Raw genomic sequence first — 13,919 nt, 5'->3', positions numbered from 1 at the left:
CGCAGCCAGGGTCGCCCCTCTTCCGACAAAGGAGTCATCACCATGTCACTGAGCGCTCGCTTGGACCGACTGCCGATGAGCCGGCCGCACTTCCTGCTGCTGCTCATCGGCGGCCTGGGCTACACCTTCGACGGCATGGACAGCGCCGTCGTCGCCTTCCTCATGCCCAGCGTGCGAGAGGTGTTCGCCCTCGAGCAGGCGCAGCTCGGGATCGTCGGATCCGCGGCGCCGTTCGGCTTCCTGTTCGGAGCGCTCATCGCCGGCTATCTCGGCGACAAGATCGGCCGCAAGCAGGTCATGATGTGGGCCCTCGCGGTCTACGCCGTCGCCTCCCTCGCCGCCGCCCTCTCGTGGAGCTTCGAGAGCTTCCTGCTGTTCCGCATCATCGCCGGCGCCGGCGCAGGCGCCGAGAGCGCGATCATCGCCCCCTTCCTCTCCGAGTTCGTGCCGAAGCACCGTCGCGGCTGGTTCCTCGGCGCACTGGCGGGCTTCTTCTCCTTCGGGTTCGTCGGAGCCGCGCTCATCGGGCGCTTCGTCGTGCCCGCGTTCGCCGAGGGATGGCGCTGGGCGCAGGTCATCACCTTCATCCCGATCGTGATGCTGCTGTGGTGGCGCCGCTCGCTGCCCGAGTCGCCGCGCTACCTCATCACGCAGGGCAGGCACGACGACGCGGAGCGCGTCGTCACCGACTTCGAGCAGCGCGTCGGACGAGCCACCGGCCGCGAACTCCCGCCGGTCGACCCGAACGCGCCCGCCGAGGAGCCCCCCACCAAGTTCGCCTTCGGCAAGGCGATCCGATACCTCTGGGGGCGCAGCATGTGGCGGATCACCGCAACGACGTGGCTCATCTGGTTCGTCATCACCTTCTCCTACTACGGCTTCTTCACGTGGATCCCGACCCTGCTCGTCGATAAGGGGATCGACGTCACGACGAGCTTCACCTACTCGCTGTTCATCTACCTCGCGCAGATTCCGGGCTACTTCAGCGCCGCCTGGCTGAACGAGAAGCTCGACCGCAAGTTCACGATCGCGATGTACCTCACAGGCGGAGCGCTCGCGGCGCTCTGGATGAGTCGGGCCGAGGATCCGGCCCTCGTCACGCTCGCCGGGGTCACCCTCTCCTTCTTCCTCAACGGCACGTACGCCGGCGTCTACGCCTACACGCCCGAGGTCTTCCCCACCTGGCTGCGCGCGACCGCGACCGGCATGAGCTCGTCCTTCGGGCGGGTCGGGTCGATCACGGCGCCGATCATCATCGGCCTGTTCGCCGCGCAGTGGGGCTTCGTGGGCGTCTTCGGCCTGACCACGGCCGTGCTCGCGGTCGGCGTCATCTGCACGCTGCTCTTCGCCGTTCGCACCGCGGGTCGCTCGCTGGAGGACATCACCGGACCGGTCGAGACGCGCGCCGCGAAGACGGGTGGACCCGCATGACCGCCGCACGGCCCGCGAGCCCCGAACGCAGCTGGGCGGCGATGCACGCGGCCGTCTCCCGAGACGTCGGCGTCATCCTGTGCACCGTACTGGTCTTCACCCGCGGCGGCACCCGCATGGAGCGCGTCTACTCGTCCCACCCGCAGGAGTACCCCGTCGGCGGCTGGAAGGACGTCGCGACGGAGGTGTCGCCCGACTGGATCGCCGCAACGCGCGATTCCGACGGCGTCTTCGTCGCGCAGACCGGAGCCGAGATCGACCGCATCTTCGGCGACGCGGAGCTCATCAGGTCGCTCGGCTGCGGGGCCATCGTCAACATCCCGCTCCGGCGCGCGGACGGCAGCAACTGGGCGACCGTGAACCTGCTCGGCCCGGAGCACGGCTACCCGCCCGAGAGCGTCGCGGCGGCCGAGCGCATCGTCGCCGAGACATCGCCCGCAGAATCCACCACGATCACCGATCAGGAGGGTACGCCGTGACCAACGACCTCATCGTCCGCAACGCGACCTGGCTCGACGTCCACGCCGGGGAGTATCGCGAGGGGACCCTCGAGATCCGGGAGGGCCGCTTCGTCGATCTCGAGGCGGGGACGGGCCCGGCCCCCGGCGACGCGCCCGAACTCGACGCCCGCGGCGGCTTCGTGCTCCCCGGCCTCATCGACTGCCACGTCCACGTGACCGCCCACACGGCGGCGCTCGACCGCCTCGGCTCCGAATCGCCGAACTACGTGGCGCTGCAGAGCGCTCGCCTGATGGGCGACATGCTCGATCGCGGCTTCACCACGGTGCGCGACGTGGCGGGAGCGGACTTCGGCCTCCACGACGCCCAGCGAGAGGGCCTGCTCCGGGGCCCGCGGCTCTTCTTCGGGGGCAAGGCCCTCTCGCAGACGGGCGGGCACGGGGACGCCCGGGGCCGCGGCGAATCGCACGTGCGGAACGATCCGACCTGCGCGAACATCGGCCGCGTCGCCGACGGCGTCGCGGCCGTGCGCGAAGCCGCCCGGGACGAGCTGCGCAAGGGCGCTCACCACATCAAGATCATGGCCGGGGGAGGCGTCGCCTCGCCGACGGACCGCGTCGACTCGACGCAGTACTCGCTCGAGGAGATCCGCGCGGTCGTGGAGGAGGCCGAGGCCGCAAGCCGCTACGTGTCGGCGCACGCCTACACGGCGCGGTCGATCAACCGCGCGCTCGCCTCGGGCGTGCGGGGCATCGAGCACGGCAACCTCCTCGACGACACCTCGATCCCGCTGTTCCTCGAGCACGACGCCTACCTGACGATGAACCTCGTCACCTATGTCTACCTGCAGAAGGAGGGGCGCGAGTTCGGGCTCTCGCAGGAGAACTGGGAGAAGGTCGACGCGGTGCTCACCGGCGGCATGGCAGCGCTCGAGAAGGCCTACCGGGGCGGCGTGAACCTCTGCTACGGCTCCGACCTGCTCGGCGGCATGCAGCGCCACCAGCTGCGGGAGTTCGAGGTGCGCGCAGACATCGTGCCCGTCATCGACACGATCCGCAGCGCGACCAGCACCGCAGCGCGCCTGCTGCAGCGCGAGGGAGAGCTCGGCGTCATCGCGCCGGGCGCCATGGGCGACCTCGTGGTGCTCGACGGCGATCCGCTGGAGCGGGTGAGCGCGATCTCGGAGGGCCGGCCGCGGTCGGTCGTGCAGGGCGGGCGCGTCGTCGCGGGCCGGTGACCCACCCGTCGCCGTCCGCTCACCGCTCTCCGCTCACCCGAGCCTCGGAGACGCCCAGTCGCCGGGCAGGTGCCGGGAGATCCGGTGCTCGAGGCCGAGGCGCACACCGGGCCACTCGGGCTGCGTGATCGAGAACACCACCGTGTCGCGCAGGTAGCCCGCCGCCTGCCGCAGATGGGCGCGCAGGATCCCGTCCTGCTTCGCCCCGAGGCGCGCGATCGCCTCCCGCGACTGATGGTTGTGGAAGTCGGTGCGGAACTCGACGGCTGGGCAGTCCCACACGTCGAAGGCGTGACCGAGCAGCAGCAGCTTCGACTCCGCGTTCGTGCCGGTGCCCTGCGCGCTCGCGGCGTTCCACGTGGAACCGATCTCCACGCGCGGGGTCGCCGCGTCGATGTTCATGAAGGTGGTCATGCCGATCGCGCGGCCCGTATCGGCGCGGCGAACGGCGAAGGGCAGCATGCTGCCCTGATCCTGCAGCGCGAGCCTGCGCCGGATCTCCGCGTCCATCCCCTCCGGGTCCGGGATCCGCGTGTACCACAGCCGCCACAGCTCGCCGTCCCGCACGGCGTCGACGAGCTCGTCGTGGTGCTCCAGCGAGAGCGGTTCGAGGGTGACGAGGCGGCCACGAAGCGTGCCGGGGTGATCGAGTTCCATGCGGCTATTCTCCCCCGGTTTCAGCCGTGCGGGCCTCGGCCCGCGGCGGGCGGCCGGTTCGCGTCGGGCGAGCACCGGTTCGAGCGGCCTCGGCGATGCGGCGCAGTGCCGGCCTCCCTCGCCGATCCGGCCTCCCTCGCCGATCCGGGCGATGATCGCTCACGGCCGCTGCGCGCCCGGCAGGCACTTGCGCACCTCGACCGGCGAGTCCACGCCCCTCGCGAGCCGCGCCGCCAGCTCCAGAGCGCGCTCGCGATCCTGCACCCGCACCACCCACGCCCGCTGCAGCGGCGACCCCTCGCTGTTGAACCACCCCTCGCCCGTGCCACCGGGCCCGACCAGCACGGCGTGCTCCTCGTCGTCGAGCACCTCGGTCCACTCCAGCTCGGAGCCGACCGCGAGCTCGTCCTCGAAGCGCGCGAGAAAGGCCACCGCCGCCTCCCTGCGGTCGGGGGTGCGGCGCTGGAACTCGGCCTCCCGGCCGTGCAGCAGAAGCATGTAGCGCATGGTGCCCTCCGCATCCCCGGGCCCAGACCCCCGGTGCCTCCATCGTGGCACGAAGCCGGGGCGGCGTCGAGCGAGGGCGCATCTTCGCGCCGCCTCAGCCGGGCGCCGCCTCAGCCGGGCACCGCCTCGAGCGCGGGGCGCGGAGCGAGCGCGGTCGCGAGGATCGCGCGGGCGCACCGGTCGTGGATGCGGAACGGCAGCGAGTCGATGCCCGGGCGCGTGAACGCTCCCCCGCCGGGCCCGGCGACGAAGGGTCCGAGCGCGAACTGGGGCGCCGGCCCGTCGATGCGCCCGTCCGGGGCGGCCTCGATCAGCCCCGTCGTCAGCACGGGGGCGGCGTCTCCGGGGCCGTCGGGCACCGCGAGCTCGCGCACGCGCCCGCTCTCGACGAGCCCGCGAAGCAGCGGATTGTCGCTCCTGGCCGCCGATGCCTCGGGGAGCCACGCATCGATCAGGATCCGCGCGCTCGCCCCCGAGCGAGCCGTCCGGCTGCCGACCACTGCGCTCCCCGAGACCGCGAACTCGCCCCGCTCCTCATCGGCGACGAGATCGAGGTCGCCGCCCAGAAACCGCACCGCTCCGGCCTCAGCCAACGCGATGAGCTCCTCGAGTCGGTGCCCGGGCGGGCCGCTCGCGAGGTAGCTGAAGCAGGCGTGCCAGCGCTTCGGAAGGTCGCGCGTGCGGCTGCGGGCGCTCCACAGTTGCGGCGGCACCTCGGCCAGCGAGAGGTAGACGTGCAGCGCCGTCATGAAGAGGCCGAGCGTCGCGCTGTGCCGCTGGGAGGTGCGGTGCCGCAGATCGCGCTCGATGTGCTCGCGCACGCGATCGTGCACCGTCGTGTGCGCGGATCGCTGCTCCGCCTCCGTGAGCGGGTCGGCGAACGCGAGCGGCCGGTCGAAGGCGTCGAGGTCGAAGCGGTCGTCGGGATCGGGGACGTGTGCGCGGATCAGCCCGGCCAACTCCGCCGAGGCCTCTCCCAGATGCCTCCCGTTCAGGATCCGCCGCAGCCGCGGGGCGAACCGCTCCCAGGGGGCGGCGACGCGGTCAGGGTGCCCGGTGAAGAGCTCGCGATAGTAGCCGGTCACGAACTCCGCGGCGATCAGGTGCCGGACGTCGCGCTCGAAGTCGAGCGGCTCCGACCGTCTCGCGAGCGACGCGTGGAAGCCGGGACCGAGGTACTCGAGCTCGACGGGATCCCCCGACAAGCGGCTCGTGATCTTCGAGCGGTACGGCACCCCGCGACGGGATCCGAGGTGCAGCACCGGTTCCCGGCCGCTCGGCACGTAGCGCAGCGCGCCGTCGCGGCCGCCGTCGCGCTCGAAGCGGCCGCCGCGGCCCTCGGTCAGCAGCACGACCAGGTCGACCGCCGCGAGCCCCATGCCGCGCACGATCACGTCGGCTCCGGAGGGCACCCACCCGAGGTCGACGTCGGCCGTGAAGGCCGGCGCGACGTAGCCGAGGCCGTGGCGGTCGGCGAAGTCGGCGAGCCGGATCGACTCGTTCGTCGGGTGCGCGCCGCTGTGGCCCAGCGCGTAGACGACGATGTCGGCGTCGAGCCCGGCGCCCGAGGCGAGGCGCACGCGCTGCGGGCGATCCCCCTCGGCTCCCTCCTCCACCGCCACGGCGACGTCCTCGAGCCACTCGACGCGCACCGCATCGCCGCCGCGCAGCACCGTCTCCTCCAGAGCCCAGCTCAGGTAGGCGTTGTTCAGGCGGCGCGTCGGGAAGTCCCGCTCGCCGATCCCGTCGATCTCCCGGTCGAGCGCGGCATCGCTCCACGCGGGCCGCGCGATCCGCCCCTCCCGCACCGCGCGCACCCACTCGGCGAGCGTGGGCCCGGGCTCGATGGGCCCCTCGATGCGGCACGAGGGATCCGTGAAGAACGCGACGTCTTCGAGCATCGAGTTGAGCTTGAGCAGGGGCGACTGGTCCCGCCGCCAGATGCGCCCTCCGCCGGGCGGGTGCGGGTCGACGAGGCGCACCTCGAGCCTCGCGCCGGGGGCCGTCTGCGCACGATTCGCGACGATGCGCTCCAGCAGCATCGCGGCCGCCGGCCCGGCGCCGATGCAGACGATGCGCACGGGCGGGGCCGTCGCGGGAGGCGTCGAACCGCTCACGGCTTCGGGAGCCCGGGCGGGTTGACGAGCGACTCGGTCACCGCCTCGTCCTCCTGGCCCCAGCGCGCGAGTACCTCGTCGTAGACGCCCGTCTCGATGAGCTCGTTGAGCACGATCGCGACCGGCTCCGTCAGCCCGTTGCCCTTCGCCGTGGCGGTGCCGACCTGCCCGGTCACGGGGTAGGCGCTGTTGAACTTGCCGACCACGCGCGTCTCGCCGAGCGTCGCCTCCTGGAACTTCGCGAGCGAGTACGGCTGAATGCTGGCGTCTGCGCGCCCGGAGGTCAGCGCGAGCAGGCCGGCCGCGGAGTCCTCGTAGTAGACCGCCTCGCCGGACGGGATCCCGGCCTCCTCGTTCTGGGCGATCCAGTCGAGCAGGAACTTCTCCTGGTTCGTGCCGCTGCCCACGATCACCCTGAGACCCGAGATGTCCTTCGGCTTCGATATCTTCCTCACGGCGCTGTCGTCGGCGACCGTGAACCCCATGATCGCGTCCCGGTAGGTGGCGAAATCGAAGAGCTCCTTGCGCTCCTCGGTGACGCCGATGTTGGTGAGCGCCAGGTCGTACTTGCCCGACTCGATCCCCAGCGGCCAGTCGGCCCACGCCACGTTCTCGGGCGCGTACTCGAGACCGAGGCCGTCGGCGATGAGCGACGCGAAGTCGGGGTCGCTGCCGATGATGGTCTTCGCGTCGTCCTCGGCGAAGAACGAGGTGGGCGGGGCGCCGGCGCCGAGCAGCGCGACCGTGAGCCTGCCCTTCTGGATCGGCTCGAAGCCGCTCGCCCGCAGAGCCGCGACGGCATCGGGGACCGGGTCGATGCGGGGTCGCGTCTTCAGGTTGCCGGTGGTGAGGTCGAACGCGGCGGTCGACTTCTCGGGAGCGGGCCCCTCGTCCGCGGTCCGGTCGGTGACGACCGCGGAGCACGCGGTGAGCGCGAGCGCGAGCGCGGCCATCGTGGCGAGCGCGATGCGGGCGGTGGCGGGGGTGTGTGGCATGGGGCGCTTTCTGGTCGGCGGCTTGGGTCGGGTGAGGTCGGATCTGGCCGGGTCTGGTCGGTGCTACGGTCGGGGCAGCCCGGGCGGGTTGACGAGCGACTCGGTCACGGCCTCGTCCTGCAGCGCCCAGCGGTCGAGCACCTTCCGGTACTCGCCGCGCTCGATGATGGCGTTGAGCACGATGGACACGGCGTCGATGAGGCCGTTGCCCTTCGCGGTGGCCACTCCGATCTGCGCGTTCTCGGGGAAGCCGCCGTTCACCGCCCCCACGATCTTCGTCTCGCCGTCGACGGCCGCCGAGTACGCGTTCGTCGAGTTGGGCTGAAAGATGGCGTCGACGCGGCCCGACGAGAGCGCGAGCTTGGCCGCCGCCGTGTCTTCGTAGTAGACCGCCTCGCCGGGCGGCAGACCGTTCTTCTCGTTCTCGGCGAACCAGTCGAGCAGGATCTTCTCCTGGTTCGTGCCGCTGCCGACGACGACCTTGAGGCCGGAGACGTCCTTCGCCTCCTTGATCGAGGCGATACCGCTCGTCGCCTGCACCGCGAAGGAGATCACGTCGTCCCGGTAGGTGGCGAAGTCGAACAGGTCCTTGCGCTCCTCGGTGACGGTCACGTTCGCGAGCACGACGTCGTACTTGCCCGATTCGACGCCCAGCGGCCAGTCGGCCCAGGCGACGTTCTCGGGCGCGTACTCGAGACCGAGACCGTCGGCCAGCAGCTGCGAGATATCCGGGTCGGCGCCCAGCAGCGTCCGGTTGTCGTCCTCGGCGAGGAAGCTGAGGGGCGGCGTGAAGGCGCCGTTGGCGACCGTGAGCCTGCCCTTCTGGATCGGCTCGAAGCCGCTCGCCCGCAGAGCCGCGACGGCCTCGGGGATCGGCTCGATGCGGGGTCGCTCGTCGACGCCCGCGCTCGTCAGGTCGAACGGCGAGTCGTTCCGGGCCGCGGCGCCGGAGCCCGTGTCGGATGACGCGCTGCCGGAGTCGACGATCGCGCTGCAGGCGGTGAGGCCCGCGAGGGCGAGCGCCGCGAACGACGCGGCGGCGAGGGAGAGGGTGCTGCGGGCGCCGGATCGGCGGGTGCGGGCGGGTGGCGTGGTCATGGGAGGGTGCGGTCCTTGCTGTGCTCGTGGCGGGGTCTGGGATGGGATGGGATGGGATGGGAAAGAAGGGTCAGATGACCCAGTCGAGGAACTCCTGCGTGCGCGCCTGCTCGGGAGCGCGCAGCACCCGCTGGGGCGGCCCCTCCTCGATGACGCGCCCGTCGTCGAGGAAGACGACGTGGTCGGCGACCTCGGCGGCGAATCCGATCTCGTGGGTGACGATGATGAGCGTGGTGCCGCCGTGCGCGAGGCCCCGGATCACGCCGAGCACCTCGCCGACGAGTTCGGGATCGAGGGCCGAGGTGGGCTCGTCGAACAGCAGCACGTCGGGATCGAGCGCGAGCGCTCGGGCGATCGCGACGCGCTGCTGCTGGCCGCCCGAGAGCTGGCGCGGGTACTTGTCGGCGTGATCCGCGAGGCCGACGCGTGAGAGCAGCTCGCGCGCGCGCTCCGTCGCCCCGGTGCGGTTCGCCCGCCTCAGGCCGATCGGAGCCTCGATGATGTTCTCGAGCGCGGTGAGGTGGGGGAACAGATTGAAGTTCTGGAAGACCATTCCCACCCGGGTGCGCCGCTGCAGCACCCGCTTCTCGGGCAGTTCGTGGAGGCGGTCGCCGCGGCGCTCGTATCCGATGAACTCGCCGTCGATGGTGATCGATCCGGCGTCGATGGTCTCGAGATGGTTGATGGCGCGCAGCAGGGTCGACTTGCCCGAGCCCGAGGGGCCGAGCAGGGCGACGACCTGGCCGGGTTCGACCGTGAGCGTGATGCCGTGCAGCACCTCGTGGGCGCCGTACGACTTGTGCACGCCCGAGATCTCCACGAGGCCGGTGCGCGGGGCGTCGGGGGCCTCGGAGCCCGCGAGGCCCCCGACGCCCGTGTCGATGGTGTCGATGGTGTCGATGGTCATTTCGGTCTCCTAGCGCTGACTCGAGGTGATCGCGGCGACGGACGATGCCGGAAGCGGCAGCCCGCCGCGCCCGCGGGCGCGGTGCCCCCGGATCGCGCGCCGGGCCCGCTGGATCGGCGTGGGCGGCAGCTCGCGGGCGGTGCCGCGAGCGAAACGGCGCTCGATGTAGTACTGCGCGATGCTCAGCACGGTCGTGAAGATCGTGTACCAGACGGCCGCCACGAGCAGCAGCGGGATGACCTGCTGGTTGCGGTTGTAGATGACCTGCACCGTGTAGAAGAGCTCGGGCAGGGCCACGATGAAGACGACCGAGGTGCCCTTGACCAGCCCGATCACCTCGTTGAAGGCGTTGGGCAGGATCGCGCGCGCCGCCTGGGGCAGCACGACGCGGAAGAATCGGCGGGAGCGCGGGATCCCGAGCGCCTTCGCCGCCTCGATCTGACCCTGGTCGACCGACAGCAGCCCGCCGCGGATGATCTCGGCCGAGTAGGCCGCCTGGTGCAGCGAGAGGCCGAGGATCGCGGCGACCGACGAGGAGAGCAGCCGCACCGTGTCGAACTCGACGACCCAGAAGTCGTAGGTGAAGGGCCAGCCGACGCCGAGCGTGGGGAACAGGTATCCGAGGTTGTACCAGATGACGAGCTGCACGATGAGCGGCACGGAGCGGAAGAACCAGATGAAGCCCCACGCGAACGAGCTCAGCAGCGGCGACCCCGAGAGGCGCGCGAGCGCGAGGAGGCCCCCCAGCACGAAACCGATCGCCGCCGAGACCGCCGTGAGCCAGAGCGTGAGCCAGAGCCCGCGCAGCACGGCGCCGTTGAAGAAGTACTCGGCGAAGACGGGCCACCGCCACTGCTCGTTGGAGAAGAAGGTCCACGCGAGCTGCGCGAGCAGGAAGACCGCGACGGCGCTCAGCGCCCAGCGCCACCAGTGGCGCAGCGGGACGACGTCGAGCGCGGCGGGCCGCGCAGAGCCGCGGTTCGCCGCCTCGGTCTCCGGGGGATCGAGTGTGAGGGTCATGGTCGTGCTTCCTTTGCGGTTTCGGCCCCGACCGCCGCGGTCGGGGCGAGGAGCTTCTCGAAGGGGTGGACGCCGATCTCGTGCGCGGGCAGCGCGGGATCGAAGAGCGGGGTGTAGCCGGAGCGGCGGTACAGCCGCACGGCCTCCGGTTGCCGCGGGCCCGTCGTGAGGTAGATGCGGCGGTAGCCCGCGGCCTCGGCGCGACGCTCGATCTCGGTGAGCACGAGCCCCGCGAGGCCCCGCCCCCGCAGATCGGAGCGCGTCCACACGCGCTTCACCTCGGCGGTCGCGTCGTCGTAGCGCATGTACGCGCCGCCCGAGATCGGCTCGCCGTCGCGCAGCAGCAGCAGGAAGAGGCCGTTCGGCGGGGCGAACGCCTCGGCCGGGTAGCGGTTGATCTCGACGTCGGCGGTCTCGCCGAAGACCTCGGTGCCGTAGCGCGCGTCGTACTCCCGCTCGAGGTCGGCGAGGAGCGGGGCGCCGAGCGGATCGGTGTAGGCCGCCGTCGCGAAGGCGTCGCCGGGCTTCGCGCCGTATGCGCCGTCCGGCGCGCCGGATCGCGCGTACGGCGTCGCGGTGCTCATGCGGCCGCCTCCTCGGCGACCCGCTCGGCGGGCTCCCCGGCGCGGATCGCGGGGCGGGGCGGCCGCGGCAGGCCCAGCGTGCGGCGCAGCGTGGGGTTCGCACCCGTGACCCGGTCGGTCTCGTAGGCGGTGCGGAAGACCCCGCGCTCCTGCAGCAGCGGCACCACCCGATCGACGAACTCGTCGAGGCCGCCCGGCGTGAGGTGCGGCACGAGCACGAAGCCGTCCGATGCGCGGCCCTGCACGGAGCGGTCGATCTCGGCGGCGATCGTCTCGGGGGATCCCACGAAGCTGTGCTGAGCGGTCTCGGCGGCCACGAGCTCGCGCAGGGTGAGTCCCTCTCGCGCCGCGCGGCCGCGCAGCCGGGCGGCGCGAGCGATCCGGTCGTCGACGCGCGTCGACACCTGGCCCAGCCGCTGCTCCCCCTCGCCCGGGTCCTCGTCGGGCAGCGCGCCGTCGGGATCGAGGCCCGGGAGCTCCCGGCCCCAGATCGCCTCGATCCAGGCGACCGCGGTCTGCGGACTCGTCTGGGCGAGCGCGATCTCGCGCGAGCGATCCCGGGCTTCGGCGTCGGTGTCGCCGATCGCGAACGTGGCTCCCGGCAGGATCAGCAGCGAATCCTCGCCGCGTCCCGCGGCGGGCAGCCGGCCCTTGACGTCGCGGTAGAACGCCCGCCCCTCTTCGAAGCTCGTGTGGCGGGAGAAGATGACCTCGGCGTTCGCGGCGGCGAAGTCCCGTCCGGCGGGCGAGTCGCCCGCCTGCACGATCACGGGGTAGCCCTGCGGGCTGCGCGGCACCGTGCTCGTCGCCGCGATGTCGAACTGCGGCCCCCGGTGCAGCACGCCGCGCACGCGATCGGGGTCGACGAACCTTCCGCTCGGCGCATCGGCGACGATCGCGTCGGCCTCCCACGAGTCCCAGAGCGCCTTCGCGAGCACCACGAACTCCTCGGCGCGGGTGTAGCGCTCGGCGTAGGGCAGGTAGCCGCCGCGCCGGAAATTGCCCCCGTGGAACGCGTCGGGCGAGGTGACGACGTTCCATCCCACGCGCCCGCCCGAGAGGTGGTCGATCGTGGCGAGCTGGCGCGCGAGCTCGTAGGGCTCGTTGAAGGTGCTCGACAGGGTGCCGACCACGCCGATGCTGCGGGTCACCGACGCCAGTGCGGCGAGGATGGCGAGCGTGGCGGGGCGCCCGGCCACGTCGAGGTCGTGGATCCTGCCCCCGTGCTCGCGAAGGCGCAGGCCCTCGGCGAGGAAGATGTAGTCGAAGAGGCCGCGCTCGGCGGTCTGCGCGAAGTGGCGGAACGACGAGAAGTCGATCTGGCTTCCCGACTCCGGATCGCTCCAGACGGTTGTGCTGTTGACACCGGGGAAGTGCGCGACGAGGTGGACCTGCCGCTGAGCGGGGTCGCCGCCGAGGGCGCTCATGCCGCCACCTCCTCGGTCGCGGGGGCGGTCGCGGGGGCGGTCGCGTAGCGATTGGCGGCCTCGGGAAGGCCGAAGCGCTCGCGGAGGGTTCGCGGGGCTTCGGCGCGGCCCGCGAGCCCCCGCGCCCGCAGCACGGGCAGCAGCCCGTCGGCGATCGCGTCGAGATCGCCCGGCAGCGTCAGCGGCCGCAGCCGCACACCGTCGACGCCTGCGTCGCGCCACTCCTCGATGCGGGCGGCGATCTGCTCGGCCGGCCCGACGGCGAGGGCGGCGTCGCTCTCGAAGCCGCCTCCCGCGAGCGCGTCGAGGCGGCGCAGACGCTCGTCGGCCCGCTCCCCGGCGGCGTCGAGCGCGACGACCAGATCCGCCACGATGCGCAGAGGCTCGAGTCCCAGCACCGCGCGATCCACCGCGCCCTCCGCCGCGCGCACCTCCGCGACGACCTCCGCGGCCGGCTTGTCGCGCGAGGCGCCGGCCCTGACCGACGGGCTCTCGGGGGTGACGAACACCACGTCGGCGGCCCGCGCCGCGAGCGCGTGGACGGGCGCGGAGTGCGCCAGCAGGGTGACGGGCAGCTGGCCCTGCGGCGAGCGCGGCACGATCGATGGCCCGATGACGGAGAAGCGCTCGCCCGCGAAATCGATGTGGTGCACCCGGTCCCGGTCGAGGAACCTGCCGGTCGCGACGTCGCGGATCACGGCGTCGTCCTCCCAGCTGTCCCAGAGCCGCCGCGCCGACTCGGCCGCGTCGCCCGCCTCGCCGATCAACTCGTCCAGCCCCGCATCGGGTTCGCCCGCCGCGATCCGCTCGGCGTCGATCTCCGGTGCGGGCTTGCGGCCGAACGCCGCGGCCGCGGCCGCTTCCGCGGAGAACCGCAGCTGCCAGCCGGCCCGGCCCTCCGAGATGTGGTCGAGCGTCTGCAGCGCGGTCGCCACGTGGAAGGGCTCGGTGTGGGTCGTCGTGACCGTGGGGATGAGGCCGATGCCCCGCGTGCGGGGGGCGACCCAGCTCGCGACGAGCAGCGCGTCGAGGCGCCCCTCCACGATGGCCGGGGCGGGGCGGGGCGGCAGCCCGCGCGCGGCGCCGCGCCCGAAGGGGTCGGCGCTCTGCAGTCGCAGCGCATCCTCGATCGTGGCGTAGTCGATGCCGGCGGCGTCGGCGCGGGCGATGAGGTCGTGCCAGTACTCGGGCGAGAATATCTCGGCCGCTCGGGCCGTCGGTTCCCGCCACGCGGCGGGGTGCCAGCCGGCGCCGTCGAGTGCGACGCCGACGGTGAACTGAGCTTCGGCAGCTTTCGTATTGGTTATGGGAGACATGCTGTGAGCTTATGTGTGCTCCGCGGGGGCTCCGCAACCCTCATGACGGAAAATGACCGTTACGCTCCGTTGCGCCGCCTGGCCGCCATCGCCGGCCAGCACCTACACTGGCTTTCAATCCGCAGGATGAGATCCCGCGGCGACCCGCGACACCGCATCGCGGA

13 protein-coding genes are annotated in these 13,919 nt (G+C 72.3%); 3 read left to right on the top strand and 10 right to left on the bottom strand.

The features are described 5' to 3' along the window. The first annotated feature begins 42 nt into the window (after positions 1–42). Genes D1J51_RS08640 through D1J51_RS08630 form a run of 3 tightly spaced genes read left to right on the top strand, consistent with a single transcriptional unit; the run spans position 43 to position 3,127 of the window. Positions 43–1,431, top strand: coding sequence for an MFS transporter (locus D1J51_RS08640; protein WP_119074781.1), 1,389 nt, complete (start codon positions 43–45; stop codon positions 1,429–1,431). Beyond that, the gene (locus D1J51_RS08635) at positions 1,428–1,910 is read left to right on the top strand and encodes a GAF domain-containing protein (RefSeq protein WP_119074780.1); all 483 of its coding nucleotides are present in this window, start codon (positions 1,428–1,430) and stop codon (positions 1,908–1,910) included. Before D1J51_RS08640 ends, D1J51_RS08635 begins: the two co-directional genes overlap by 4 nt. Next, positions 1,907–3,127, top strand: a complete 1,221-nt coding sequence (locus tag D1J51_RS08630; RefSeq protein WP_119074779.1) for a metal-dependent hydrolase family protein — start codon at positions 1,907–1,909, stop codon at positions 3,125–3,127. The genes D1J51_RS08635 and D1J51_RS08630 overlap by 4 nt, the downstream gene beginning before the upstream one ends. A gap of 33 nt (positions 3,128–3,160) precedes the next feature. Here D1J51_RS08630 and D1J51_RS08625 read toward each other — a convergent pair whose 3' ends face one another. From D1J51_RS08625 to D1J51_RS08580, 10 genes are all read right to left on the bottom strand, one after another. Further along, the gene (locus D1J51_RS08625; RefSeq protein ID WP_119074778.1) at positions 3,161–3,784 is read right to left on the bottom strand and encodes a GNAT family N-acetyltransferase; all 624 of its coding nucleotides are present in this window, start codon (positions 3,782–3,784) and stop codon (positions 3,161–3,163) included. A 159-nt stretch (positions 3,785–3,943) separates the two neighbouring features. Continuing rightward, on the bottom strand, positions 3,944–4,291 hold the full coding sequence (locus tag D1J51_RS08620) for a YciI family protein (protein ID WP_119074777.1): 348 nt from the start codon (positions 4,289–4,291) through the stop codon (positions 3,944–3,946). A 110-nt stretch (positions 4,292–4,401) separates the two neighbouring features. Continuing rightward, positions 4,402–6,408 (bottom strand): FAD/NAD(P)-binding protein, encoded by a 2,007-nt coding sequence (locus D1J51_RS08615; protein ID WP_119074776.1) that lies wholly within the window; start codon positions 6,406–6,408, stop codon positions 4,402–4,404. Further along, complete coding sequence (locus tag D1J51_RS08610; RefSeq protein ID WP_119074775.1) at positions 6,405–7,403, bottom strand: transporter substrate-binding domain-containing protein; 999 nt, start codon at positions 7,401–7,403, stop codon at positions 6,405–6,407. The genes D1J51_RS08615 and D1J51_RS08610 overlap by 4 nt, the downstream gene beginning before the upstream one ends. Before the next feature lie 63 nt (positions 7,404–7,466). Then, positions 7,467–8,501 (bottom strand): ABC transporter substrate-binding protein, encoded by a 1,035-nt coding sequence (locus D1J51_RS08605; RefSeq protein ID WP_119074774.1) that lies wholly within the window; start codon positions 8,499–8,501, stop codon positions 7,467–7,469. Between the two features lie 70 nt (positions 8,502–8,571). Beyond that, positions 8,572–9,408, bottom strand: coding sequence for an amino acid ABC transporter ATP-binding protein (locus tag D1J51_RS08600; RefSeq protein WP_119074773.1), 837 nt, complete (start codon positions 9,406–9,408; stop codon positions 8,572–8,574). Between the two features lie 9 nt (positions 9,409–9,417). After that, positions 9,418–10,428: an amino acid ABC transporter permease gene (locus D1J51_RS08595; RefSeq protein ID WP_119074772.1), complete on the bottom strand. Its 1,011-nt coding sequence runs from the start codon at positions 10,426–10,428 to the stop codon at positions 9,418–9,420. Continuing rightward, entirely contained in the window at positions 10,425–11,012 is a 588-nt protein-coding gene (locus D1J51_RS08590; RefSeq protein WP_119074771.1) for a GNAT family N-acetyltransferase, read from the bottom strand. Before D1J51_RS08590 ends, D1J51_RS08595 begins: the two co-directional genes overlap by 4 nt. Then, a complete protein-coding gene (locus tag D1J51_RS08585) occupies positions 11,009–12,439 on the bottom strand; it encodes an NtaA/DmoA family FMN-dependent monooxygenase (RefSeq protein WP_119074770.1) in 1,431 nt (476 codons plus the stop codon). The genes D1J51_RS08590 and D1J51_RS08585 overlap by 4 nt, the downstream gene beginning before the upstream one ends. Continuing rightward, positions 12,436–13,755, bottom strand: coding sequence for an LLM class flavin-dependent oxidoreductase (locus D1J51_RS08580; RefSeq protein WP_119074769.1), 1,320 nt, complete (start codon positions 13,753–13,755; stop codon positions 12,436–12,438). The genes D1J51_RS08585 and D1J51_RS08580 overlap by 4 nt, the downstream gene beginning before the upstream one ends. Between the last annotated feature and the right edge of the window lie 164 nt (positions 13,756–13,919).

Origin of the sequence: Leucobacter sp. wl10, from assembly GCF_003569785.1 — a bacterium.
Classification (GTDB): domain Bacteria; phylum Actinomycetota; class Actinomycetes; order Actinomycetales; family Microbacteriaceae; genus Leucobacter.
The sequence above is the reverse complement of the archived record's forward strand: the minus strand, read 5'-3'. Positions and strand labels throughout refer to the sequence as shown.